The organism is Streptomyces sp. NPDC002536 (assembly GCF_053594995.1).
In genome coordinates this window covers 1-24,406 of record NZ_JBSFWU010000108.1, presented here as the reverse complement: position 1 = coordinate 24,406, position 24,406 = coordinate 1, and the positions used below count along the sequence as shown (strand labels likewise).

The window sequence follows — 24,406 nt, the reverse complement described above, 5'->3', positions numbered from 1 at the left end:
CCCGCTCTTCCGATCTCCGCAGCCGACGCACCACCCCCCGGGGTCCGGGGCGAAGCCCCGGGTACTTCGACTGCGGGCGCGTCGTGGTTGCTCGCGCAGTTCCCCGCGCCCCTGACGGGGCTAGGCCACCGGGGCCGTACCCCGGGCGAGTTCGGCGCTCCGCACCGGATCGGACGGTTCCGGCGCCTCGATGCTCACCCTCGGAAGCCACCGCTCCAGCCACCCCGGCAACCACCAGTTGGCCCCGCCCAGCATGTGCATCAGCGCCGGCACCAGCAGCGTGCGCAGCACGAACGCGTCCAGGGCCACCGCCGAGGCCAGGCCGATGCCGAACATGGCGATCACGCGGTCGCCGCTCAGGACGAACGCCAGGAAGACCGAGATCATGATGACGGCCGCCGAGTTGATGACGCGGCTGGTCTCGGCCAGGCCGACCCGTACCGCGCGGCGGTTGTCGCGGGTCGCCAGCCACTCCTCGTACATGCGGCTGACGAGGAAGACCTGGTAGTCCATGGAGAGGCCGAACAGCACCGAGACCATGACCACCGGAAGGAACGGCTCCACCGGGCCCTGGTGGCCCAGGCCCAGGAGTTCGCTGCCCCAGCCCCACTGGAAGACCGCCACGACGATGCCGAACGACGAGGCCACCGCGGCGATGTTCATCAGCGCCGCCTTCGCCGGTATGCCGATGCTGCGGAAGGCCAGGAGCAGCAGCAGGCAGCCCAGGCCCACCACCGTGCCCACGAACAGCGGGAGTTTGCCGCGGATGACGCCGGCGAAGTCGTCGTAGCTCGCGGTCACACCGCCCACCCGGACCTTCAGGCCCGTGCCGTCCGCGGCCTTCGGGAGGACCTCGGTGCGCAGCCGGTCGACGAGGTCGCTGGTGGCGCGGGACTGGGGTGCGGTGGTGGGGACGATCGTGATCAGGCCCGTGCTGCCGTTGCCGCTCAGGGCCGCGGGGGTGGCGGAGGCGATGCCCTCCGTGCGGCGGAGGGTGTCGGGGAGCCTGTCGAAGGCGAGGCGGTCCGCGGCGCTGTCGAGCGGGGCCACGAGGGTCAGCGGGCCGTTGACGCCGGGGCCGAAGCCGCGGGCGAGCAGGTCGTAGGCCTGGCGTGTGGTGCTGGAGGCCGGGTTGTTGCCCTGGTCGGAGGTGCCCAGATGGAGGGAGAGCGTGGGCAGGGCGAGGACCAGCATCACCGCGGCGGCCACCGCACCGAGCAGTTTGGGGTGCCGTTCCACGAAGGACGACCAGCGCGCCGCGAGTCCGGTGGGGGTCTCGGGGCAGCGGCCCTCGGCGGCGAGCAGGCGGCGCTCGCGGCGGCTCAGCGCCCGCGGGCCGATCATGCCGAGCAGGGCCGGGAGGAGGGTGACGGAGGCGGCGACGGTGAGGACGACCGTGAGCGAGGCGGCCACGGCCACGCCGTTGAGGAAGCCGAGCTGCAGGATCAGCATGCCGAGCAGGGCCACGCACACGGTGCCGCCGGCGAAGACCACGGCACGCCCGGTGGTCGCGACGGCACGCTCCGCGGCGACCTCGACCGGCAGGCCCTGCCGCAGCCCCTTGCGGTGCCGGGTGACGATGAACAGGGCGTAGTCGATGCCCACGCCGAGGCCGATGAGCGTGCCCAGCATGGGCGCGAAGTCGGCGACCGTGATCACGTGGCCGAGCAGGACGGTGCCCATGGCGGCGGTGCCGACGCCGACCAGGGCGGTGGCGATGGGCAGCAGGCTCGCGGCGAGGGACCCGAAGGCGATGAACAGCACGACCGCTGCGACGGCCACGCCGACGATCTCGCTCAGGTGACCGCTCGCGCTCTCGGTGGTGGCGATCTCGCTGCCGCCCAGAGCGGTGCGGAGATTGTCGGTCCCGGCCTTCCGCACGGTGTCGACGACCTTCTGCACCTGCGCCTTCGAGGGGCCGTCGGAGGCGAAGGTGAGGGAGGCGTAGGCGGTGTGCCGGTCCTGGCTGGTGTGCGGGGTGCCGACGTCGGCGACGCCGGGCAGGCGCTCGACCTCGCGCAGGACGGACCTCATGCGCTGCTCGACGTCCGTGGCCTTCACGGTGCCCTCGCCGGTGTGCCAGACGATGACGTCGTCGCCGCCCGCGTCGGGGAAGGCCTGCTGCATGAGTTCCGTCGCCCGCGCGGACTCGGTGCCGGGTACGCGGTAGTCGTCGGAGTAGCCGGACCCGGCGGCCGTGGCGGCCGCCGCGGTGCCCAGGAGGGCCAGGAGCCACAGCACGACGACGGCGGTGCGGCGGCGCAGGCACCAGCGGGCGAGTGAGGTCATGGACGGGCTTCCGGGCTGTCACGGGAAAATCCCCCACACTCTGACAGCCGGAAAAGATCCTTTGTCCCCTTTGTGGCTCACCCCACAAAGGGGACGAAATCCCGGATCAGTCCCGGATCAATCCCGGATCAGCCGGTGACCGATTCCTTCCCGTTCTCGATGTGGCCCATGAGCCGGCGCTTGAACGAACGGTCCTCTGCCGCGCTGATCACGAGGTCGTACCAGCCGTGCTCCCGGTGCGCCGCGTACGGCAGGGTCCGCGTGGACCCGGGCGCGAGGCGCACCGTGCGCGGCCGCTCGTCGCCGTAGCCGTCGACGGCCAGGGTGACGGTGAGCGTGGCACGGCCCCGGTTGCTCAGGGTGAGGTGCAGCTCGCGCCGCCGGGCGTCGGCCTCGCTCGTGACGTGCAGGGCTGCCGCCGCGCCCTGCGCGGTGCCCTCGAACTCGCGGCGGAAGCCGTTAGGGCCGGTGAGGGTGAAGGCGTACGCACCCTTGGCCACCGGTACGTCCCAGTCGGCCGCGCCCAGGACGTCCCGGTGCTGCGGCACCGCGTACTCCCCCGCGTACGGGTAGAGCGCGAAGTGGGCGCTGGAGCGGCCCGTGTTGCGCAGCTTCAGCCGGACGACGCCCGCGGCGGCGTCGAACGCCCCGTCGGCGTCGGGCCGGTAGGGCAGCGGGCGGGCCGGGCGGCTGCCGGGCTCCTGGCGCGGCATCCGCTGCCGGGCCGGAGGCTCGGGGTTCCACCGGCCGGTGAACGGCGGAACGGCCCCGGGCGCGTGCACCGCGGGCAGCCGGCGGCCGCGGGTGAAGTCGAAGGCGCCGGTCAGGTCGCCGCAGACGGTGCGCCGCCAGGCGCTGATGTTGGGCTCGTGCACGCCCAGCCAGCGCTCCAGGAAGCGGGTGATCGAGGTGTGGTCGAAGACCTCGGAGCAGGCGTAGCCGCCCAGCGACCAGGGCGAGACGACGAGCATGGGGACCCGGATCCCCAGCCCGACCGGCTGTCCCTGCCAGAACTCGTCCTTCGTCCCGGCCGGCGGCACCGGCGGCGGGACGTGGTCGAAGAAGCCGTCGTTCTCGTCGTAGGTGATGAACAGGGCCGTGTGCCGCCACACTTCGGGGTTGCGGCCCAGCGCGTCGAGGATCTTGTAGACGATGGAGGCGCTGGCGACGGGCGAGGAGGCGCCCGGGTGCTCGGAGTCGGCGCCGGAGGGGACGATGTACGAGACCTTCGGCAGCTTGCCCGAGGCGACGTCGGCCGCGAACGCCGTGGCCGTGGAGCCGGGTTCGCCCCGGTGCAGGGCGCGCCGGAAGAGGGTGCGCTCGGTGTCGGTGAGCGCGGCGACGCCTTCGTCGAGCAGGCCCTGCAGCCGTGTGCGGCCCGCCGCGTCGGCGGCGGCCAGCTTCTCGTAGAAGGCGGTCATGGTGCGGACGCCGTCGACCTTGGCCAGGGCCTTGCGGGCCACCGCCTTGAAGCTCGCGAAGAACTCCAGGTTGTTGTCGGTGAAGTTGTCCCATTCCTGGTAGACCTGCCAGCCGATGCCGGCCTTCTGCAGCCGCTCGGCGTAGGTGGTCCAGGTGTAGCCGGTGTGCTTGTCCTCGTCGTAGGCGTCGTTGCCGACGGCCCGGGCGCCGCCCGGCTCGAAGCCGGTCCAGCCGCTGACCAGGTGGTTGCGGTTGGGGCTGGTGGAGGAGTGGATCGCGGCGTGGTAGGCGTCGCAGACGGTGAAGGTGTCGGCGAGCTCGTGGTGCAGCGGCACGTCGGCGCGGTCGTAATGGGCCATGGTGGCCGGGGTCTTGGCGGCGATCCAGTTGTCCATCCAGCCGTCGCGCCAGGCCTTGTGGCCGCCGGCCCAGCTGTGGTCGAGGGCGCCGATGTACTGGAGGTCCTTGTGCTGGGCCGCGGCCGCGTCACGGACGGCGAAGGGCAGCACCGGGCCCTTGGGGCCGGGCTGTTCGAAGATGCTGCCGCCGCCGGGGAGGCGGACGGCGTTGCGGTCCGCGTAGCCGCGCACACCGCGCAGGGTGCCGAAGTAGTGATCGAAGGAACGGTTCTCCTGCATAAGGACGACCACGTGCCGGATGTCCGCGAGACCACCGCCGGAGCGCTCCGCTCCGGCTGCTATCGCCTGGTGCAGCGATGGCGGCAGCAGCGAGCCCGTCGCCGCAATCGTTGCGGCGCCGGCGCCCAGTGACAGTGCGCGCCTGCGCGATATGTCCGGTGACAAGGGGACCCTCCCGGTCGATGGTGCCTGCCCCGTAAGGGGCGCGGGGAACTGCGCGATCAGCCACCGACGGCCTGCGGGCGCATTGTGGCTGGTCGCGCAGTTCCCCGCGCCCCTTACGGGGCGCTAGACCGGGACAGTAGTGACACAGGTTGACCAAGGGAAGGCCCCTGGCCAACCCGGAGGTGAACGCCCGTCAGCGGGCGCCCGCGTGCCAGCTGTGCGCCACGTCCACCACCACATGGTTGCCCGACTGGAAGACCCGGAACGGCAGCCGGGCCCGCACCCCCACCCCGACCTGGGTGTCGCCCTCGAAACTGCCGCCGTAGCGGATGTCCTTGAAGGTGCGGTACCCCTCGACGCCCACGCCCGGCAACGGCTTGCCGACGTGCGCCCGGTAGCTGGGCTGCATCGTCTCCGGGTCGTAACTCGGCGCACCGACGCGGACTTCGAGGATCGCGCCGCCGCCGACCGGGATCAGGTCACCGGAGCCGTCCTGGTGCAACTCGTCCACGTAGCGCACGTGATAGCGGACCGGTCCGTGCTCCGTGCTGCCCTCGGCGCCGCGGATGTCGAAGACCATGCGGTCGAAGCAGGCGTGCTGCCCGGTTCTGATGTTCACCAGCGGCGCGTACCCGGCCGTCTCGGTGTTCACCTTGGGGAGGCTCCCCCAGTCGCCCGCGCACGCCGCCTCGATGCCGGCCACCGTGGTGGCCCCGTCCACCGCCACGGCCGTCCCGGTCGTCGCCGCCAGCCCCGCGCCCGTCAGCAGGAGCGCCGCCAGCGCTGTGCTCACCCGTCGCATTGCCACTCCCCAGCCCTCGTCCGGGCACGCGGACCGGCCCGTTCCAGGCGATCATGCCGGACCGTTCCGGCATGTGTGGTGCGTACCGGTAAAAATCAGCCACCCTGGGGCATACGTCAATGGCCGCTCCTCCGTGGGGAGAAGCGGCCATCGGACTCGGTCGTATCAGCCCTCGACGCCCAGCTTCTCCAGGATCAGCTCGCGGACGCGCGCCGCATCCGCCTGGCCCCGGGTGGCCTTCATGACCGCGCCGACGAGCGCACCCGCCGCCGCGACCTTGCCGCTGCGGATCTTGTCCGCGATGCCCGCGTTGGCCGCGATCGCCTCGTCGACGGCCGCACCCAGGGCGCTGTCGTCGGAGACGAGCTTCAGGCCGCGCTGCTCGACGACCGCGTCCGGCTCGCCCTCGCCGGCCAGCACGCCCTCGATGACCTGGCGGGCCAGCTTGTCGTTGAGCGAGCCGTCGGCGACCAGCGCCGCGATCCGCGCGACCTGGGCCGTGCTGATCGGGAGCTCCGCGAGGGCGGTGCCCTCCTCGTTGGCCCGGCGGGCCAGCTCGCCCATCCACCACTTGCGGGCGGCGGCGGAGTCGGCACCGGCCGCGATGGTGGCCTCGATCAGGTCCACCGCGCCCGCGTTGAGGATCGACTGCATGTCGTGCTCGGAGACGCCCCAGTCCTCGCGCAGCCGGTTGCGGCGCACGCGCGGCAGCTCGGGCAGGGTGCCCCGCAGCTCCTCGACCCACGCACGGGCGGGGGCCACCGGCACCAGGTCCGGCTCGGGGAAGTAGCGGTAGTCCTCGGCCTCTTCCTTGATGCGGCCGGAGGTGGTGGAGCCGTCCTCCTCGTGGAAGTGACGGGTCTCCTGGACGATCTTCTCGCCCGCGTTCAGCACGCCGGCGTGGCGGCTGATCTCGTACCGGACGGCACGCTCCACGGAACGCAGCGAGTTGACGTTCTTCGTCTCGGAGCGCGTGCCGAACTTTTCGGTGCCGTTGGGGCGCAGCGACAGGTTGACGTCGCAGCGCATCTGGCCCATCTCCATGCGGGCCTCGGAGACGCCGAGCGCCTTGATGAGCTCGCGCAGCTCGGCGACGTACGCCTTGGCGACCTCGGGGGCCCGCTCGCCCGCGCCCTCGATCGGCTTGGTGACGATCTCGATGAGCGGGATCCCGGCGCGGTTGTAGTCCAGCAGCGAGTGCTGGGCGCCGTGGATGCGGCCGGTGGCACCGCCCACGTGCGTGGACTTGCCGGTGTCCTCCTCCATGTGGGCGCGCTCGATCTGCACACGGAAGATCTCGCCGTCCTCCAGCTGCACGTCGAGGTAGCCGTTGAAGGCGATGGGCTCGTCGTACTGGGAGGTCTGGAAGTTCTTCGGCATGTCCGGATAGAAGTAGTTCTTCCGGGCGAAGCGGCACCACTCGGCGATCTCGCAGTTGAGCGCGAGGCCGATGCGGATCGCGGACTCGACGCCGGTCGCGTTGACGACCGGCAGCGCGCCGGGCAGGCCGAGGCAGGTGGGGCAGGTCTGCGAGTTGGCGTCGGCGCCCAGCTCCGTGGAGCACCCGCAGAACATCTTGGTCTTGGTGCCCAGCTCGACGTGGACCTCCAGGCCCATGACGGGGTCGTAGGACGCCAGCGCGTCCTCGTACGGCACCAGTTCAGTGACGGTCACGAAAACTAACCTCTCAAGTCCACAGCTCAGCCGGCGAGGACGTCGTCGCTGTTCATGCGGCGCAGCTCGCGCACGAGCAGGGCGACGCCGGTGACGATGGCGGCGGCGGAGACGACCGCGTCGACGAGCTGCAGGGTGTCCTGCTCGCTCCGCGCCGCCTTCGCCTGCTTCGCCACGCTCACCGCACCGAACAGCGTGGTGCCGATGGACAGGTACGTACCGGCCTTGGACTTCTTGAAGCCCTTGGCCTTCTTCAACGCGCTCGACTTTTCTGCACTCACAGCGACGGTGCCTCCTCCAGCAGCGGGTGGCCCCAACGCTCGGTGAACGCGGCCTCGACCGCGGCGCCGACCTTGTAGAGCCGGTCGTCCTTCATGGCGGGAGCGATGATCTGCAGACCCACCGGCAGCCCGTCCTCCGGGGCGAGGCCGCACGGCAGCGACATGGCCGCGTTGCCCGCCAGGTTGGTCGGGATGGTGCACAGGTCCGCGAGGTACATCGCCATCGGGTCGTCGGCGCGCTCGCCGATCGCGAAGGCGGTGGTCGGGGTGGTCGGCGAGACGATCACGTCGACCTGCTCGAAGGCCTTCTCGAAGTCCCGCGTGATGAGCGTGCGGACCTTCTGGGCCGAGCCGTAGTAGGCGTCGTAGTAGCCCGAGCTCAGCGCGTAGGTGCCGAGCATGACGCGGCGCTTGACCTCGGGGCCGAAGCCGGCCTCGCGGGTGAGGGCGGTGACGTCCTCGGCGGAGCGGGTACCGTCGTCGCCGGTCCGCTGCCCGTAGCGCAGGCCGTCGAAGCGGGCCAGGTTCGAGGAGCACTCGGACGGTGCGATCAGGTAGTACGCGGCGAGCGCCAGGTCGAAGGACGGGCAGTCGACCTCGACGATCTCGGCGCCCAGCTCCCTGAGCAGCTCGACGGACTCGTCGAAGCGCTGCACGACGCCGGCCTGGTAGCCCTCGCCGCGGAACTGCTTGACGACACCGACGCGCAGGCCCTTGACGTCGCCGTTCCGCGCCGCCTCGACGACCGGCGGGACCGGGGCGTCGATGGAGGTGGAGTCCAGCGGGTCGTGACCGGCGATCACCTCGTGCAGCAGGGCCGCGTCCAGGACCGTGCGGGCACAGGGGCCGCCCTGGTCGAGGGAGGAGGAGAAGGCGACCATGCCGTAGCGGGAGACCGCGCCGTAGGTCGGCTTGACGCCGACGGTGCCGGTGACGGCGGCGGGCTGGCGGATGGAGCCGCCGGTGTCCGTGCCGATCGCCAGCGGGGCCTCGTAGGAGGCCAGGGCGGCGCTGGAGCCGCCGCCGGAACCACCGGGGATCTTCGTCAGGTCCCAGGGGTTGCCGGTCGGGCCGTAGGCGCTGTTCTCGGTGGAGGACCCCATGGCGAACTCGTCCATGTTGGTCTTGCCGAGGATGACGACGTCCGCGTCCTTGAGCCGCTTGGTCAGCGTCGCGTCGTACGGCGGGATCCAGCCTTCGAGGATCTTGGAACCGACGGTGGTCGGGATCCCCTTGGTGGTGAAGATGTCCTTCAGCGCGAGCGGGACGCCGGCCAGCGGGCCGAGCTTCTCGCCGCGGGCGCGCTTCTCGTCGACGGCACGGGCCTGGGCGAGGGCACCCTCGCGGTCCACGTGCAGGAAGGCGTGCACCTTCTCGTCGACGGCGTCGATCCGGGCCAGGTGGGCCTCGGTGACCTGGACGGCCGTGAGCTCGCCGGAGGCGATCTTCGCCGCGATCTCGGCGGCGGTGAGCTTGATGATGTCCGTCATGACGGTCTTAGTCCTCCCCCAGGATCTGCGGCACCTTGAAACGCTGCTGCTCCTGGGCGGGGGCGCCGGAGAGCGCCTCCTGCGGGGTCAGCGACGGACGGACCTCGTCCAGGCGCATGACGTTGGTCAGCGGCAGCGGGTGGGAGGTCGGCGGGACGTCCTGTTCGGCAACCTCGGAGACGCGGGCGACCGCGCCGATGATGTCGTCGAGCTGAGTGGCGAAGTGGTCGAGCTCTTCGTCCTGCAGTTCCAGACGTGCCAGCCGGGCGAGGTGGGCGACCTCCTCGCGCGTGATGCCAGGCATGCAGCGATCCTCAGGGTGAGTGTGTAGGTTTCGGGGCCAATCCTATGGCCTCCGGGCGCGCGGTCGCCTGACCATTGATTCCGGGCCGGGGAACCCACCCCTCGCAGCCCCTCAGGTGACCGCATCCTCCTCGGCCGGCGAAACCGAGGCCGCACCCGCACGCAGGGGCTCGGCCTCCCGGCGCCAGCCGCCCTCCTGGCGGAGCCGGAGCCAGGCCGTGGTCTCGTCCGGCGGCATCGCGGCGGCCACCAGCCAGCCCTGGACCGCGTCGCAGCCCAGATCCCGCAGCCGCTCCCAGGTCTCGTCGTCCTCCACGCCCTCCGCGACCACCAGCAGGCCCAGCGAATGGGCCAGGTCCAGCGTGCAGCGGACGATCTCGGCGTCCTCGTTGTCGATGGCGAGGCGGGCCACGAAGGAACGGTCGATCTTGAGCTCGCTCACCGGGAGGCGGCGCAGGTGGACGAGCGAGGAGTAGCCCGTGCCGAAGTCGTCCAGGGACATCTTGACGCCGTGGCCGGTGAGGCCGGCGAGGGTGTCGGCGGCGCGCTGGGGGTCCTCCAGCAGGACGTGCTCGGTTATCTCCAGCTGCAGCGCCCCCGCGGGGACCCCGTGCCGGGCGAGGCGGGCCGCCACCGAGCCCGCGAAGCCGGGCGTGTGGACGTCGCGCGGCGAGACATTGACGGCGACCGGCACCTCCAGGCCCATCGCCCGCCACTTCGCGACCTGGCCGAGCGCGGTCTCCAGCACGTACTCGGTCAGCCGCGGCATCAGCCCGGACGACTCCGCTATCGCGATGAACTCGTCCGGGGAGACCCGGCCCCGCTCCGGGTGCACCCAGCGCACCAGCGCCTCCAGGCCCTCGACGTGCCCGTCGAAGCCCACCTTCGGCTGGTAGTGCAGCTCGACGTCACCGGCGTCCAGCGCGCGCCGCAGGTCCCCCAACAGCCCCAGCCGGTCGGGGGTGTTGCCGTCGCGGCGGGCCTCGTAGACCTCGACGCCGCTGCGGTCCCGCTTCGCCTGGTACATCGCCACGTCGGCCCGGCGCAGCAGGCCTTCGGCGTCGAGCGCGTGGTCGGGGTAGACGGCGACGCCGGCGCTCGCCTCCAGGACGAGGGTGAGCCCGTCGAGGTCGAGCGGGGAGCCGAGGGTGCCGACCAGCGAACGGGCCACCCGCTGGGCGCTGGTGAGGGAGTCGGCGGTGGGCAGCAGGACCGCGAACTCGTCGCCGCCGAGCCGGGCGGCCTCCGCGTCGCGCGGCAGGGCCAGCCGCAGCCGGTCCGCTATCTGCAGCAGCAGCCGGTCGCCGGCGAGGTGGCCGAGGGTGTCGTTGACGGACCGGAAGCGGTCGAGGTCGATGAGGACCAATGCGGCCCGGGTGCCCGCCTGTTCGGCCTCGTCCAGGGCCGTCCAGGTGCGCTCCAGCAGCCACTGCCGGTTCGGCAGCCCGGTGAGCGGGTCGCGCAGCTGCTCCTCGGCGCGGGCCCGGGCTATCCACAGCGTGGAGTCCAGCGCGACGAGCGGCACCGCGAACAGCGGGAGCAGCAGCGGCGCGTGGTCGGCGACGACGGCGATGAGCGGGGCGATGCCGAGCAGCGCGCCGCCGACGAGGGCCTGCCGCACCAGGGCGGCCCGGGCGACGCTGGTGAGCGCCACCCGCGGGGCCATGGAGTACCAGAGCAGGGAGCGGGTGACGGCGAGGTAGACGAAGGCCGCCAGGGCGATCCGGGGGGCGGCGGACAGCTGCCAGCTGTCCGGCGGCCAGGGGGACTCCACGCTCGCGCTGACGCCGCATCCGGCGAGCGCCAGCCCGGCCGCGGCGATACCGAGGATGTCGACCGCGCCATGGAGTAAGGCCTGCCGCCAGCGGTGCCGGCGGGCGGCCGCGACGAGCGTGACGACCGCGATGCTCACCAGCGCGGACGGGAGCCAGCCGTAGAGCAGCAGCACGGCCAGCGTGAGGGCGGCACCGGAGCCGGTGCCGCCCCACCAGCGGTCCCGGCCGAGGGCGACGAGATGGGCCACGATGAGCGCGGTGAGGGTGGCCAGCGACCAGCCGGTCGTGCCACCGGGGAACAGGGCCCGGCCCGTGACGGCCGCACGGGCCGTCCCGGCCGCGAACGCGAGCGCGGCCGCGGCCGTGCAGACCGTCGGCAGCGCGGGTGGGCGGAGCCTGCGCAGCCGGGATGCCGGTTCGGCGCTGTCGATGGGTTTCATGCCCGTCCCTCTCACAGCCGGCGGTGCCCGCGCCACGGCAGGCGCACGTCTCAACAGTAGGCCGCAGAAGGCTACGGCGGGCAGCGATCGGCAGCGGTTGCCCGAATGCGATCCGGCCTTCTGCAGCCCTCCAGCAGGCGCTGTAGGGGTAATGCCCACTGACTATGCGGGCATTACTCCGCCGGGGTGGCCTCCTGGGGCACGGCAGCCGCGCGCGCCGCCTCGGGCCCTTCCTCAAGCAGGACGGCGAAACCGTCCTCCTCCAGCACGGGAACCTTCAGCTGCATCGCCTTGTCGAACTTCGAGCCCGGGTTGTCCCCGACGACCACGAAGTCCGTCTTCTTCGACACCGAACCCGTCACCTTCGCCCCCCGGCTCTGGAGTGCGTCCTTGGCCGCGTCCCGGGTGTGGGTGGAGAGCGTACCGGTGACGACGACGGTCAGTCCGGCGAGCGGACGCGGGCCCTCGTCGGCTCCGGCCTCCTCCTCCATGCGGACCCCGGCGGCCTTCCACTTCTCGACGATCTCGCGGTGCCAGTCCTCGGCGAACCACTCGCGCACCGAGGCGGCGATGGTGCCGCCGACGCCCTCGACCGCCGCCAGCTCCTCCTCGCCCGCCTCCGCGATCCGCTCCAGCGACCTGAACTCGCGGGCCAGCGCGACCGCGGCGACAGGGCCCACGTGCCGGATGGACAGGCCGGTGAGCACCCGGGAGAGCGGGCTCTCCTTGGCCTTCTCCAGCTCGCTCATCAGCCGCTTGGTGTTCTCCTTGGGCTCGGCGGGCAGCGTGCGCTTCTCCTCGCCGCGGCCGACGGTCTTCTCCTGGCCGTAGAAGTACGAGGCGAGGATGCGGTCGTCCTCCTTCGCACCCTTACGGGTGTCCCGGCGCCACATCTTGACGTCGCGGAGGTCCTCGACCTTGATGTCGAACAGGTCGGCCTCGCTGGAGAGCACGCGGGGCCCCTCGTCGGGCGCGGTCAGTGCGCGGACCGTCTCCTCGCCCAGCGCCTCGATGTCCAGCGACTTGCGGCCGGCGAGGTAGAAGATGCGCTCGCGCAACTGGGCCGGGCAGGAGCGGGCGTTGGGGCAGCGGAGGTCGATGTCGCCCTCCTTCATGGGCCGCAGGCCCGCCCCGCACTCCGGGCACTCGGCGGGCATCACGAACTCCCGCTCCGTGCCGTCCCGCAGGTCGGCCACGGGGCCCAGGATCTCGGGGATCACGTCGCCCGCCTTGCGCAGCACGACCATGTCACCGATGAGGACGCCCTTGGACTTGACGACCTCCTGGTTGTGCAGGGTGGCGAACTCGACCTCGGAACCGGCCACCGTGACGGGCTCGACGACCGCGTACGGCGTGACCCGGCCCGTGCGGCCGACGCCCACGCGGATGTCCACCAGCCTGGTGTTGACCTCCTCCGGGGGGTACTTCCAGGCGATGGCCCAGCGCGGGGCGCGCGAGGTGGAGCCGAGCCGCCCCTGCAGGGGGATCTCGTCGAGCTTGACGACCACGCCGTCGATCTCGTGCTCCATGGAGTGGCGGACGTCCGGGTTGCCGTAGTGCGCGATGAACTTCCGCACGGCGTCCAACGAGTCGACGACCTTGGCGTGCGCGGCGGTCGGCAGGCCCCACTCGCGCAGCAGCTCGTAGGCGTGGGACTGGCAGTCGATGTCGAAGCCGTCGCGGGCGCCGATGCCGTGGACCACCATGTGCAGCGGGCGGGTGGCCGTGATGCGCGGGTCCTTCTGGCGCAGCGAACCGGCCGCCGCATTCCGCGGGTTGGCGAAGGGGGGCTTGCCGGCCTCCACCAGGCGGGCGTTGAGCTCCTCGAACTTCTCCATCGGGAAGTAGACCTCGCCGCGCACCTCGACGAGCGCGGGGATGCGGTCGCCCTTGAGACGGTCGGGGATCTCGGAGATCGTGCGGACGTTGGGCGTGATGTCCTCGCCGGTGCGGCCGTCGCCACGGGTGGCGGCGCGGGTGAGCCGGCCGTACTCGTAGGTGAGGTTGACGGCGAGGCCGTCGACCTTGAGCTCGCACAGGAAGTGGTACGCGGTGCCCTCGCCGTCGCCGATCTCCTTGGCGATGCGCTCGGCCCAGGCGGCGAGCTCCTCGTCGTCGAAGGCGTTGTCCAGCGACAGCATGCGCTCACGGTGCTCGACGGCCGTGAACTCCGTCTCGTACGCGCCCGCGACCTTCTGGGTCGGGGAGTCCGGGGTGCGCAGCTCCGGGTGCTCCTCCTCCAGGGCCTCCAGCGAGCGCAGCAGCTTGTCGAAGGCGGCGTCGCTGATGACCGGGGCGTCCTTCACGTAATACCGGAAGCGGTGCTCCTCGATCTGCTCGGCCAGCCGAGCGTGCCTCTCCCGCGCCTCCGCGGGCACCGTGGCCTGCGCCGCGAGCTCGTCGAGCTCCTCGCCCCGCTGTCCGCCTCGCTGTTCGACAGCCACCGTTCCGTCCTCCCGTTGCTCCATGCGCGCCGTCACTCCGGGTTGTCCGCGAGCGATCGGGCAGCCCGGACGCAGTGCTCCAGAGCCCGGCGGGCATATGCGGGCGAAGCACCCGCGAGCCCGCACGAGGGAGTGACCACCACGGACTCCGCGAGAGTCCCCGGCGCCAGCCCCAGCCTGCGCCACAGCGTCCTGACACCCATGACGCTACCGGCAGGGTCCGACAATGGGCCGTCCGTGCCGGGCACCACGCCCGCGAAGAGCGTCGTCCCCGCCTCGACCGCCTCACCGATCGCATCGTCCTCACGCTCGGTGAGGAGAGAGAAATCGAACGAGACGCCGGTGACGCCTGCGCGGCGCAGCAGCGCGAAGGGCACGCCGGGGGCGCACGAGTGCACGACGACCGGACCGTCCGCGACCGCGACGAGGTCCCGCAGCGCCCCCTCGACGACGGCCCGGTCGACGGCCCGGTAGGTGCGGTAGCCGCTGGCGGTACGGATCTGCCCGCGCAGCACGGCGGTGAGCGAGGGCTCGTCGAGCTGGAGCATCACGTGGGCGCCGGGCACCCGGCGGCGGACCTCGGCGAGGTGGTTGCGCAGGCCCTCGGCCAGCGAGCCGGTCAGGTCACGGCAGGCGCCCGCGTCGTTCAGGGCGGCTTCGCCGCCGCGCAGTTCGAGCGCGGCGGCGAGGGTCCAGGGGCCGACGGCCGAGACCTTGAGGGTGCCCTCGTAGCCCTGGGTGAACTCCTCCAGGGCGTCGAGGTCCTCGCCCAGCCAGGAGCGGGCCCGGCGGGTGTCCCGTCCGGGCCGGTCGCCGATCCGCCAGCCGCTGGGCTCGACATGGGCGAAGACCTCCACCAGCATCCCGGCGGTCCGGCCGATCATGTCGGCCCCGGGCCCGCGGCCGGGGAGTTCCGGCAGGTACGGCAGGGTCTCCAGCGACCCGGTGACGGTCTTGGCGGCCTCGCGCGCATCGCCGCCGGGCATCGACCCGACCCCGGTCGCGGTTCCGGGGACGGCGGAAAAACTGTTGCTCTCGCTCACCCCGGAAGCGTACTCAGCCACCGCCGACCCGCAGCCGACGCACTACCCCGGGGGTCCGGGGCGAAGCCCCGAGTACCTCGACTGCGGGCGCATCGTGGCTGGTCGCGCAGTTCCCCGCGCCCCTTACGGGGCGCGAAGATCCGCCGAACACGCCCTAGTGCCCCGGTCGCACCGAGAGGTCGTTGATCTCGGCGTCCCGCGGCAGGTCGAGCGCGAGCAGCACGGTCGCGGCCACCGAGCGCGGGTCGATCCAGCGCTCTGCGTCGTACTCCTGGCCCTCCTGCTGCCGCACCTTCTGCTGCATGGGCGTGGCCGTGCGCCCGGGGTAGACGCTGGTGACCCGCACGCCGTTGGCGTGCTCCTCCTCGCGCAGGGCGTCGGCGAGCGCCTTGAGCCCGTGCTTGCTGGCCGCGTACGCGCCCCACTCGGCGTTCGCCCGCAGCCCCGCACCGGAGTTGATGAAGACCACGTGCCCCTTGGTGACCCGCAGCTGGGGCAGCAGCAGGCGGGTCAGCTCGGCGGGGGTGACGAGGTTGACCGCGAGGGTGTTGTTCCAGGTCTTCGTGGTGAGCTCGCCGACCCCGCCGAGGTCGGCGACCCCGGCGATGTGCAGCAGCGAGTCGATCCGGTCCGGCACGGTCTGGTGGCCGAGGGCCCAGGAGAGCCGGTCGGGGTTGGCCAGGTCGGCGACGAGCGTGCGCGCGCCGGGGAAGCGGGCGGCCAGTTCCTTGGCCCGTCCCGCGTCCCGCGCGAACAGCCACAGCTCGTCCCCGCGCTCCAGCAGCTGCTGCGCGACGGCTTCGCCGATGCCGGAGCCGGCGCCTGTGATCACATGTGTTGCCATGGGTGACAGCTTGCCTTACCGGCTCGCGCCCCGGCTTTCGAGATACGCGAGCGCGCTCGCCCCGTCCTCGGCGAAGAACACCAGCTCGGCGAGGGGCAGCGGCAGGAACCCCTCGTCCTCCATCCGCTGGAACTGCTGCTTGAGCCCGTCGTAGAAGCCGGCCGTGTTCAGCAGCACGACGGGCTTGGTGTGCAGCCCGTGCTTCTTGAGCTCCAGGATCTCGGTCGCCTCGTCGAGCGTGCCGGTGCCGCCGACCATGACGACGACGGCGTCACCGCGGGCGAGCAGTCCCGCCTTGCGCTCGGCGAGGTCCTTGGCGACGACCATCTCGTCCGCGTTCTGCCGGGCCTTGGCGGCGAGGAACTCGACGGAGACGCCGACCAGTCGGCCGCCGTTCTGTTGCACGCCGTCCGCCATCACCTTCATCAGCCCGGACTCCGAGCCGCCCCACACCATGGTGTGGCCGCCCTTGCCGATGAGTTCGGCGAACTCGCGGGCGGGGGTGGTGTATCGGTCGTCGAGGTCGGCGGCGGAGCAGAAGACGGTGATGTTCATGGGGTCAACGGTACGCGCGGGCCTACGCGGCCAGCGCGGGCACCGCTCCCGGGGGCGGGGACCCCGGGTCCAGCACCAGCTCGAACCAGATGATTTTGCCGAGCGTCCCCAGCGGGGACCGGCCGAGGGGGAAGCCGCCCCAGCGGTGGGCGACGAGGTCGAGGATGAGCAGGCCACGGCCGCTGCCACTGCCCGTGTCCGGGCTCGGCGACACGGGAACGGGCAGGTGCGCACCGGTGTCGGTGACGCTCACCCGCAGCACGGGGTGCGCCCAGGTGAGCCGGACGGCGGCGGGGCCGCGCGAGTACCGGACGGAGTTGGTGGCGAGCTCGGACGTCAACAGTTCTGCCCTGTCGGCGAGTTCGTGGAGCCCGTGGGCGGCGAGAACGGCTCGGAGCGTGATCCGGGCGATGCCGGGGCCGCGGGGGTCGCGGGGAAAGGCGAGTTCGTACTCCCAGGGTTCGGTGAACGGGATGGGGGCGGGGCGTGGGTGCAGGTGCGGGTTGTCCATGGGGGCACCTCCGGTGGGGCCGTGCCGTGCGGTGTCCTTGCCGCGTTGAACGCGGTGCGCTTCCGCGGGGCGCGGCGCGGTTGAGTGGCGTGGCTCACACCGTAGGGCCTCACGACTCACGCGTGAGCCACATTTCACGAATGAGTGAGTCGACAGCGAACTCACTAGACCGGAACACCGCGCGCTGCCAGACTGCTTGGCGCGTATGAGAGAGGATCCATGGCTCCACGAAACGGCCCCACAGGCCGCCAGAAACGCCTGGCCACGGAGATGCGCCGGCTACGCGAACAGGCAGGAATCTCGGTCCAGCAGGCAGCTGCCATGCTCGGCGCGGACCGCACGATGATCTCCAACATCGAGGCAGGCCGCACTGGACTCAGCGAGGAGCGCGTCCGACATCTGGCCTGTCGATACCGATGCCCGGACCCGGAACTGACCGATGCACTGGCCGCCATGGCAGGCAATCGCCGACCACGCCCATGGTGGGACGAGTACCGAGGGAAGCTTCCGGACGGACATCTGGGCGTCTCCGAGATCGAGCACCACGCAACCCGAATCCGCACCGCGCAGACTGTGCATCTGCCCGGCCTCTTCCAGACCGAGGACCACGCACGAGCCCTTTTCAAGCTCGTCGTCCCCAAGTTGCCGCGCCTGGAAGTAGAGCTTGGGGTCGCTCATCGCCTGGGCCGCCAATCCGTCGTCAACGGGGACCGCGCAACTCCGTACGTCGGCATCATTCACGAGGCTGCCCTCCGACTGGAGTTCGGCGGGCGCGACATTGCTCGCAAGCAGTTGGAGCACCTGGCGGAAGCAGCAGACCGGGAGAACGTGACCCTTCGGGTCATCCCATTCAGCGCAGGCGGCTTCCACGGCGCTGGCCACTCGATCCTCTACGCGGAAGGTCCCGTACCTCAGCTCGACACGGTCCACCTGGACACTGAACTCGGGGCCCACTTCATCGATGCCCCCACGCCACTGGCCAACTACCGTGCTCTGCTGGACCTGATGGAAAGCTCGGCGCTCCCGCCTGACGAGTCACAAAGCCTCATCTGGTCCATCGCACGCGAAATGTGAGAGGCCCAGACCGTGATAGATCGCAACTGGCAGCGCTCAAGCTTCAGCGGGGGCGGCGGCAACAACTGCGTCGAGTGCGCAGCAACCGGCACCGGAACGGTGGCTCTCCGCGAGAGCGAGGTCCCGGCAGAGGTCATAAGAGCGGGCCAGTACGCCCTCGGGACACTACTCGCCGGTATAAAGGCGGGCAGAGTCGGACCACGTGACTCCGAAACCGATAGGGACTGACAACGCATGCCCACCAAGACAGTTGACATCACCACCCCCGACGGCACCGCCGACGCCTTCGTCGCCTTCCCCGACGACGGCGAGCAGCACCCCGCCGTCCTGCTGTACATGGACGCCCTCGGACTGCGCCCGGTGATCCACGCGCTGGCCGAGCGGCTGGCCGCCGAGGGCTACTACGTCCTGGCCCCGAACCTCTACTACCGCCGGGGCCGCGCGCCCCTGTTCGAAGTGCCCGACCTGAGCGGCCCCGAGGCCCGCGGGGCGTTCTTCGAGCACCTCGCCCCGATGATGCAGGAACTCACCGCCGAGCGGGTGCGGAGCGACGCCGACGCCTACCTGGACTTCCTCGCTGCTCAGCCCGAGGTCGGCCCCGGCCCGGTCGGATCCGTCGGCTACTGCATGGGCGCGGTCCTGGCGGTGCGCACGGCGGCGGCCCGCCCCGACGACGTGGCCGCAGTGGCCGGCTTCCACCCGGGCCGCCTGGTCACCGAGACGCCCGACAGCGCGCACCTGCTCGCCCCGCAGCTGCGTGCCGAGCTCCTCTTCGGCCTGGCCGAGCAGGACGAGCCGATGCCCGAGTTCGACAAGGCCCTGGACGCCGCCGGGGTCCGCTACACCTCCGAGGTGTACCCGGACACCGTCCACGGCTTCACGATGTCCGACACGGCAGCCTTCAGCCCGTCCGGACTCCAGCTGCACTGGGACCGCCTGCTGCCCTTCTTCGCCCGTACGCTCACGACCGGCTGATCCTTCGCAACTCCCCCGCGAATCAAGAGGGCCGTTACGGACACGATCGCCCTGGCGATATTTGCCCCTACACACGCCGACGACGAGCGGGAGAGAGTGGCCTGGCGCACAGCCCTGTGGCGGCCGTCACAGGGCAAGCCAGGGCAATGCGGAGGAATGCCATGCCTGCACCCGAGCTCGCGGAAGGCCGTTACATCATCGGAGCCCACATCGGGTTCCGGATCACCCTGACCAGCACCCAGCACTCCGTCGACCACGGCGCCCCCGTCATCGTCGCGCCGGAGCTCATCCCGCCGATCCCCCAGGAGTGGCGGATCAAGCGCGTGGACAGCAGCCTGCCGGGGCAGTACCAGATCAAGCCGCTGTACAACCCCAAGGGCACGTTGACCTATGCCAACGAAGTGCTCTGGACCAACGACGTCGAGCCGCTCAACTGGGTGATCAAGCCCACCCCGTTCGGCGTCCACATCCTCTCCGACAAGGGCCTCGCCCTGCGCGCCGACCACATAGGCGCCCAGGTCCGGCTCGCCCCCGAGGACGACTCCCCCAACGAGGCGTGGAGCCTGCACTTCCTCGGGCCGATCGCCGGTGACGAGCCGAGCGAGTAACTCCGCTCCGGACGACCGACTCCAGGCCGGCGAGGCGTTCCTCGCCGGCCTGGAGTGCGTGTGCCGGGACGTCAACTGCCGCTCACCCCATCGGGTGTCCTGGGTGAGAACGCCTGCACGGGGCCCCGACATCAGGGCAAGGTCGTGCCCGCGTCGCTAGCCTGGCAATGGCCAGGACCACACAGGGGGAGGGCAACCATGACCATGCAGCTGGAGCGCCCGGTGACGACAACTGAGGAAATGCGGATGTTCGAGGCAATCGACGAGGCATTCCCGGACTTGCACGCCGAGATGATCGACGGAGAGGTCTGCATCGAAACCGTGGTTACCAGTGCACACGGGAACATGGTCATGACCATCGCTTCCCAGCTGTTGTCCAAGTGGTTCGTCATGACAGAGGTCAACACCGTCTACGAAGGCTGGCACGGGACGACGTACCTCCGCCCGGACTTCTCCATCGCCGACCCGTCCTACCGCGGCACGAATCACCAGGAGTTCCCCGCCGACGAAGTCATCCTCGTCGGTGAGGTCGTCTCTGCATCGAACCCGGAGAATGACACCCGCCGCAAGGTCGCGAAGTACGCCCAGGCCGGTATCCCGTACTACCTCATCGTGGATCCCACCAAGGGTGAGTGCCTGCTCTACTCGCTTCCCGACGAGGGCCGCTACCGGTCAAAGACGGAAAGCAAGTTCGGTGATCCGGTGCCGATCGGCGACCCCATCGGCACCGAGCTCGACACCACGGCGCTTTATACCTACTGAGCCCTGTCCAGTCCGCGGTGTTCGACCAAGCGAGGAGGCAATTCTCATCCGCACTGCGGCGGGCGATCGCCACAGTCGCGCCCTCCAGACTCCCGGCAACCCCGCTTTCCTACTGAGCCGCCCGCAGGGCAGCCCGCTCCGTCGCCGCAATAGTCGCCGACCCCACCACCCGCGTCCCGTCGTACAGCACGATCGCCTGTCCCGGGGCCACGCCCCGCACCGGCTCCGCGAAGCGGACCCGGAGCTCAACGCCATCCACCAGTTCCGCCGTGACCGCCGTCTCGCCGCCGTGGGCGCGCAGCTGCGCCGTGTACGTGCCCTCCCCCTCGGGAGCGACCCCGCACCAGCGCGGCTTGATCGCCGTCAGCGCGATCACGTCGAGCGCCTCCACCGGGCCCACCGTCACCGTGTTGTTCACCGGCGAGATGTCCAGGACGTAGCGCGGCTTGCCGTCCGGGGCCGGGTGGCCGATGCGGAGGCCCTTGCGCTGGCCGATCGTGAAGCCGTAGGCGCCCTCGTGGGTGCCGATCCTGGTGCCGGACTCGTCGACGATGTCGCCCTCGGCCTTGCCCAGCCGCTTCGCCAGGAAGCCCTGGGTGTCGCCGTCCGCGATGAAGCAGATGTCGTGGCTGTCGGGCTTCTTCGCCACCGCCAGGCCACGGCGCTCCGCCTCCGCGCGGATCTCGTCCTTCGTGGTGATCGTGTCGCCCAGCGGGAACATCGCGTGGGCGAGCTGCTTCTCGTCCAGGACGCCGAGGACGTACGACTGGTCCTTCGCCATGTCGCTCGCACGGTGCAGCTCGCGCGTGCCGTCCTCGTTCAGCACGACCGTCGCGTAGTGACCCGTGCACACCGCGTCGAACCCGAGCGCGAGGGCCTTGTCCAGCAGGGCCGCGAACTTGATCTTCTCGTTGCAGCGCAGGCAGGGGTTCGGGGTCCGCCCGGCCTCGTACTCCGCGACGAAGTCCTCGACGACGTCCTCGCGGAAGCGTTCGGCGAGGTCCCAGCAGTAGAAGGGGATGCCGATGACGTCCGCGGCGCGGCGGGCGTCGCGGGAGTCCTCGATGGTGCAGCAGCCGCGGGCGCCGGTGCGGAAGGATTGCGGGTTCGCCGAGAGGGCGAGGTGCACGCCGGTCACGTCGTGACCGGCCTCGGCGGCTCGCGCCGCGGCAACGGCGGAGTCCACTCCGCCGGACATGGCGGCCAGTACGCGGAGGCGACGTCCGTCGCGGGGGGAGTCAGTCATAGCCCTTCCAGGGTACGTGCGGGTCGGCTGTGGCTGGTCGCGCAGTTCCCCGCGCCCCTTTCGGGGCGCGAGCCCCTCTCTCTAGCTCAGCCCCGCGCTCCTCGCCCGTTCCACCACGGGGCCGATCGCCTCGATCACCGCCGAGACGTCATCGTGCGTCGACGTGTGGCCCAGCGAGAACCGCAGCGTCCCCCGCGCCAGCTCCGGGTCCGTCCCCGTCGCGAGGACGACATGGCTCGGCTGTGCCACCCCGGCCGTGCAGGCCGAGCCCGTCGAGCACTCGATGCCCTGGGCGTCCAGCAGGAGCAGCAGGGAATCGCCCTCGCACCCCGGGAAGGAGAAGTGGGCGTTGGCCGGGAGCCGGCCCGCCGGGTCCGGGTCGCCGCCGAGAACCGCGTCCGGGACGGACCTCCGCACGCCCGTGATCAGTTCGTCGCGCAGGGCGCCCACCTCGCGCGCGAACTCCTCGCGCCGCTCGGCGGCCAGCGCACCCGCGACGGCGAACGCGGCGACGGCCGGCACGTCGAGCGTGCCGGAGCGCACGTGCCGCTCCTGGCCACCGCCGTGCAACAGCGGCACAGGCGCGTACTGGCGCCCCAGCAGCAGCGCGCCGATCCCGTACGGGCCGCCGATCTTGTGGCCGCTGACCGTCATCGCGGCGAGCCCGGAGTCGGCGAAGCTCACGTCCAGCTGACCGAAGGCCTGTACGGCGTCGGCGTGCAGCGGAATACCGAATTCCGCTGTGACATCGGCCAGTTCACGGACCGGCATGACCGTACCGATCTCGTTGTTGGCCCACATGACCGTGGCCAGGGCCACATCGTCCGGGTTGCGGACGATCGCCTCGCGCAGCGCGTCCGGGTGCACGCGCCCGTAGGCGTCGACCGGCAGGTACTCGACGGTCGCGCCCTCGTGCGCGGCGAGCCAGTCGACGGCGTCGAGCACGGCGTGGTGTTCCACGGGGCTGGCCAGGACGCGCGTACGGGCCGGGTCGGCGGCGCGGCGGGCCCAGTACAGGCCCTTCACTGCGAGGTTGTCCGCTTCGGTGCCGCCCGCGGTGAACACGACTTCGCTGGGGCGCGCGCCGAGCGAGGCGGCGAGCGACTCGCGTGCCTCCTCGACGGTGCGGCGCGCCCGCCGCCCGGCGGCGTGCAGCGAGGAGGCGTTGCCCGTGAGGGCGAGCTGGGCGGTCATCGCCTGCACCGCCTCCGGGAGCATCGGGGTGGTGGCGGCGTGGTCGAGGTAGGCCATGGTGGGCACGATTCTACGAGGCGGCCCGCCGGGCGGTACGGGGCGTCCCGGCCGTGCACGGAACGGGGTTTGCGTTGGAGCTCACTCGAAGTCCTACGGTCATGTCCATGAAGAACGGGAACCACATGGACAACTTGCAGGACATGACCCTCGGCGAGCGCCACAAGCGCGGCCTGGCCATGCTGGACACGGTCGACGGCGAGGCCGGCCACCGCGTCGTCGAGTCCCTCGCCGACATCTCCCCCGAGCTGGGCAACCAGGTCATCTCCTGGGCCTTCGGCGAGATCTACGCCCGCCCGGAACTGGCCCCGCGCGAGCGCCAGCTGGTCACACTCGGCATGCTGACGGCCCTCGGCGGCTGCGAGCCGCAGCTGGAGGTGCACGTCAACGGCGCGCTGAACGTGGGCCTGACCCCGACGGAGGTCGTCGAGGCGCTGCTGCACTCGGCGGTGTACTGCGGTATCCCGAAGGCCCTCAACGCGACATTCGTGGCCAAGAAGGTCTTCGCCGAGCGCGGACTGCTGCCGGTGAAGAACTAGGACCTGTTCGGACCTACATGATCTCTAACGTCGGCTCCATGACGCACACCGATGCCGACGAGCGCGGCGAACTCCTGCGGGCGCTGGCCGATCAGCGGCGCCTGGCTCTGATCGCCGCGCAGGGAATCGACGACGCACAGGCCGCCGAGCGCACGACCGTCAGCGAGTTGACGGTCGGCGGGGTGCTCCACCACCTCACCCGGGCCGAGCGGGTCTGGACCCACGTCATGACCGCGGGCGACGGCTCCACCCCGGACGGCATGTGGGACGAGGACCAGTACCGCATGCCGCAGGGCGGCACGCTGCCGGACCTGGTGGCCGCGTACGAGGCGGCGGCGCGGGACACCGACGCGGCGGTCGCCGCGCTTCCCGGCCTCGGCACGGTGGTCCCGCTGCCGGAGGCGCCCTGGGCGCCGGGCCGGCAGGAGCACTGGCCCGTGCGCCGGATCCTGCTGCACCTGCTGCGGGAGACGGCCCAGCACGCGGGCCACACCGACATCATCCGCGAGGGCCTCGACGGCGCGAGCACCACCGCGCGCCTCGGCGACCGGACCGAGCAAGGAGACTTCCCCATGGACTTCACCACCGACCCCCGCCCCCTTCTCGCCCGCGCCACCGGCCAGTTGGCCGCGCTCGTCGCGGCCGTCCCCGCCGAGCGGCTCGGCGACCCGACGCCGTGCGAGGAGTTCGACATACGCGGCCTGCTCGCGCACCTCGTCGGCGGCCTGAACGCCGGTGCCGTCATCGGCGAGACCGGGAAGCCCGAACGCCTGACGGCCGTCGCGGACGTGGCCGACGACGGCTGGGCCGCCGCCTACGAGGCGGGCCGGGCCCGCCTCGCGGCGGCCTGGGCGGACGACGCCAAGCTGGACATGCCCATCTCCGTGCCGTGGGGCGAGATGCCGGGCCGCGCGTACCTCGCCTCGGGGTGCGTGATGGAGACCGTCGCCCACACCTGGGACCTCTCGCAGGCCCTCGGCCACCCGCTGCCGCTGGACCAGGAGCTCGGGGAGTACGCGCTGCAGTGGGCCCAGCAGGCGCTGACGGCCGACCGGCGCGGCGAGGGCGTTCCGTTCGGCCCGGTGCGGACGGCTCCGCAGGACGCGGACGCGTACGGGCGGCTGGCGGCCTGGCTGGGCCGGGCGGTCTAGGACCTGGCGCCCCGAAGGGGCGCGGGGAACTGCGCGAGCAACCACGACGCGCCCGCAGTCGAAGTACCCGGGGCTGCGCCCCGGACCCCTGAGGTGGTGCGTCGGCTGCGGGCCGGTGGGGGCT

22 protein-coding genes are annotated in these 24,406 nt (G+C 71.6%); 7 read left to right on the top strand and 15 right to left on the bottom strand.

Going from position 1 to position 24,406, the window contains the following annotated elements:
* Positions 1 to 120 precede the first annotated feature (120 nt).
* From ACWD4B_RS29395 to ACWD4B_RS29335, 13 genes are all read right to left on the bottom strand, one after another.
* Positions 121 to 2,289 (bottom strand): MMPL family transporter, encoded by a 2,169-nt coding sequence (locus tag ACWD4B_RS29395; RefSeq protein WP_451423585.1) that lies wholly within the window; start codon positions 2,287 to 2,289, stop codon positions 121 to 123.
* Positions 2,290 to 2,417: 128 nt separating this feature from the next.
* A complete protein-coding gene (locus tag ACWD4B_RS29390) occupies positions 2,418 to 4,514 on the bottom strand; it encodes a phosphocholine-specific phospholipase C (RefSeq protein WP_451423584.1) in 2,097 nt (698 codons plus the stop codon).
* A gap of 193 nt (positions 4,515 to 4,707) precedes the next feature.
* Positions 4,708 to 5,316: an AMIN-like domain-containing (lipo)protein gene (locus ACWD4B_RS29385; protein ID WP_451423583.1), complete on the bottom strand. Its 609-nt coding sequence runs from the start codon at positions 5,314 to 5,316 to the stop codon at positions 4,708 to 4,710.
* 165 nt (positions 5,317 to 5,481) lie between these two features.
* Positions 5,482 to 6,990: an Asp-tRNA(Asn)/Glu-tRNA(Gln) amidotransferase subunit GatB gene (gene gatB / locus ACWD4B_RS29380; RefSeq protein WP_451423582.1), complete on the bottom strand. Its 1,509-nt coding sequence runs from the start codon at positions 6,988 to 6,990 to the stop codon at positions 5,482 to 5,484.
* Positions 6,991 to 7,016: 26 nt separating this feature from the next.
* On the bottom strand, positions 7,017 to 7,271 hold the full coding sequence (locus tag ACWD4B_RS29375) for a hypothetical protein (RefSeq protein WP_451423581.1): 255 nt from the start codon (positions 7,269 to 7,271) through the stop codon (positions 7,017 to 7,019).
* Positions 7,268 to 8,761, bottom strand: coding sequence for an Asp-tRNA(Asn)/Glu-tRNA(Gln) amidotransferase subunit GatA (gatA, locus tag ACWD4B_RS29370; protein WP_451423580.1), 1,494 nt, complete (start codon positions 8,759 to 8,761; stop codon positions 7,268 to 7,270). The genes ACWD4B_RS29375 and gatA overlap by 4 nt, the downstream gene beginning before the upstream one ends.
* A gap of 7 nt (positions 8,762 to 8,768) precedes the next feature.
* Complete coding sequence (gene gatC, locus ACWD4B_RS29365) at positions 8,769 to 9,065, bottom strand: Asp-tRNA(Asn)/Glu-tRNA(Gln) amidotransferase subunit GatC (protein WP_336413454.1); 297 nt, start codon at positions 9,063 to 9,065, stop codon at positions 8,769 to 8,771.
* A gap of 111 nt (positions 9,066 to 9,176) precedes the next feature.
* Positions 9,177 to 11,279 carry a putative bifunctional diguanylate cyclase/phosphodiesterase gene (locus ACWD4B_RS29360; protein ID WP_451423579.1) on the bottom strand — a complete coding sequence of 701 codons (2,103 nt, stop codon included), beginning with the start codon at positions 11,277 to 11,279 and terminating at the stop codon, positions 9,177 to 9,179.
* A 173-nt stretch (positions 11,280 to 11,452) separates the two neighbouring features.
* Positions 11,453 to 13,747, bottom strand: a complete 2,295-nt coding sequence (ligA, locus tag ACWD4B_RS29355; protein ID WP_451423578.1) for an NAD-dependent DNA ligase LigA — start codon at positions 13,745 to 13,747, stop codon at positions 11,453 to 11,455.
* An 8-nt stretch (positions 13,748 to 13,755) separates the two neighbouring features.
* The gene (locus tag ACWD4B_RS29350) at positions 13,756 to 14,766 is read right to left on the bottom strand and encodes a methionine synthase (protein WP_451423577.1); all 1,011 of its coding nucleotides are present in this window, start codon (positions 14,764 to 14,766) and stop codon (positions 13,756 to 13,758) included.
* A gap of 154 nt (positions 14,767 to 14,920) precedes the next feature.
* Positions 14,921 to 15,610 carry an SDR family oxidoreductase gene (locus ACWD4B_RS29345; RefSeq protein ID WP_451423576.1) on the bottom strand — a complete coding sequence of 230 codons (690 nt, stop codon included), beginning with the start codon at positions 15,608 to 15,610 and terminating at the stop codon, positions 14,921 to 14,923.
* A gap of 15 nt (positions 15,611 to 15,625) precedes the next feature.
* Positions 15,626 to 16,165: an LOG family protein gene (locus ACWD4B_RS29340; RefSeq protein ID WP_451423575.1), complete on the bottom strand. Its 540-nt coding sequence runs from the start codon at positions 16,163 to 16,165 to the stop codon at positions 15,626 to 15,628.
* A gap of 22 nt (positions 16,166 to 16,187) precedes the next feature.
* On the bottom strand, positions 16,188 to 16,676 hold the full coding sequence (locus ACWD4B_RS29335) for an ATP-binding protein (RefSeq protein ID WP_451423574.1): 489 nt from the start codon (positions 16,674 to 16,676) through the stop codon (positions 16,188 to 16,190).
* A gap of 219 nt (positions 16,677 to 16,895) precedes the next feature.
* Here ACWD4B_RS29335 and ACWD4B_RS29330 point away from each other — a divergent pair, with 219 nt between their 5' ends.
* The 5 genes from ACWD4B_RS29330 to ACWD4B_RS29310 all read left to right on the top strand — a co-directional run bounded on the left by ACWD4B_RS29330 (position 16,896) and on the right by ACWD4B_RS29310 (position 20,095).
* Positions 16,896 to 17,750 carry a helix-turn-helix domain-containing protein gene (locus tag ACWD4B_RS29330; RefSeq protein WP_451423573.1) on the top strand — a complete coding sequence of 285 codons (855 nt, stop codon included), beginning with the start codon at positions 16,896 to 16,898 and terminating at the stop codon, positions 17,748 to 17,750.
* A gap of 12 nt (positions 17,751 to 17,762) precedes the next feature.
* A complete protein-coding gene (locus ACWD4B_RS29325) occupies positions 17,763 to 17,978 on the top strand; it encodes a DUF397 domain-containing protein (protein WP_451423572.1) in 216 nt (71 codons plus the stop codon).
* 6 nt (positions 17,979 to 17,984) lie between these two features.
* Positions 17,985 to 18,725, top strand: coding sequence for a dienelactone hydrolase family protein (locus ACWD4B_RS29320; protein ID WP_451423571.1), 741 nt, complete (start codon positions 17,985 to 17,987; stop codon positions 18,723 to 18,725).
* A gap of 161 nt (positions 18,726 to 18,886) precedes the next feature.
* Positions 18,887 to 19,333: a hypothetical protein gene (locus ACWD4B_RS29315; RefSeq protein ID WP_451423570.1), complete on the top strand. Its 447-nt coding sequence runs from the start codon at positions 18,887 to 18,889 to the stop codon at positions 19,331 to 19,333.
* Positions 19,334 to 19,531: 198 nt separating this feature from the next.
* The gene (locus ACWD4B_RS29310; protein WP_451423569.1) at positions 19,532 to 20,095 is read left to right on the top strand and encodes a Uma2 family endonuclease; all 564 of its coding nucleotides are present in this window, start codon (positions 19,532 to 19,534) and stop codon (positions 20,093 to 20,095) included.
* 109 nt (positions 20,096 to 20,204) lie between these two features.
* Here ACWD4B_RS29310 and mnmA read toward each other — a convergent pair whose 3' ends face one another.
* Both mnmA and ACWD4B_RS29300 read right to left on the bottom strand, forming a co-directional pair.
* Positions 20,205 to 21,341 (bottom strand): tRNA 2-thiouridine(34) synthase MnmA, encoded by a 1,137-nt coding sequence (gene mnmA, locus ACWD4B_RS29305; RefSeq protein ID WP_451423568.1) that lies wholly within the window; start codon positions 21,339 to 21,341, stop codon positions 20,205 to 20,207.
* Between the two features lie 81 nt (positions 21,342 to 21,422).
* A complete protein-coding gene (locus ACWD4B_RS29300; protein WP_451423567.1) occupies positions 21,423 to 22,592 on the bottom strand; it encodes a cysteine desulfurase family protein in 1,170 nt (389 codons plus the stop codon).
* A gap of 143 nt (positions 22,593 to 22,735) precedes the next feature.
* On the opposite strand from ACWD4B_RS29300, the gene ACWD4B_RS29295 reads away from it, so the two are divergent.
* Complete coding sequence (locus ACWD4B_RS29295; RefSeq protein WP_451423586.1) at positions 22,736 to 23,131, top strand: carboxymuconolactone decarboxylase family protein; 396 nt, start codon at positions 22,736 to 22,738, stop codon at positions 23,129 to 23,131.
* A 38-nt stretch (positions 23,132 to 23,169) separates the two neighbouring features.
* The gene (locus tag ACWD4B_RS29290; protein WP_451423566.1) at positions 23,170 to 24,282 is read left to right on the top strand and encodes a TIGR03086 family metal-binding protein; all 1,113 of its coding nucleotides are present in this window, start codon (positions 23,170 to 23,172) and stop codon (positions 24,280 to 24,282) included.
* Positions 24,283 to 24,406 lie beyond the last annotated feature (124 nt).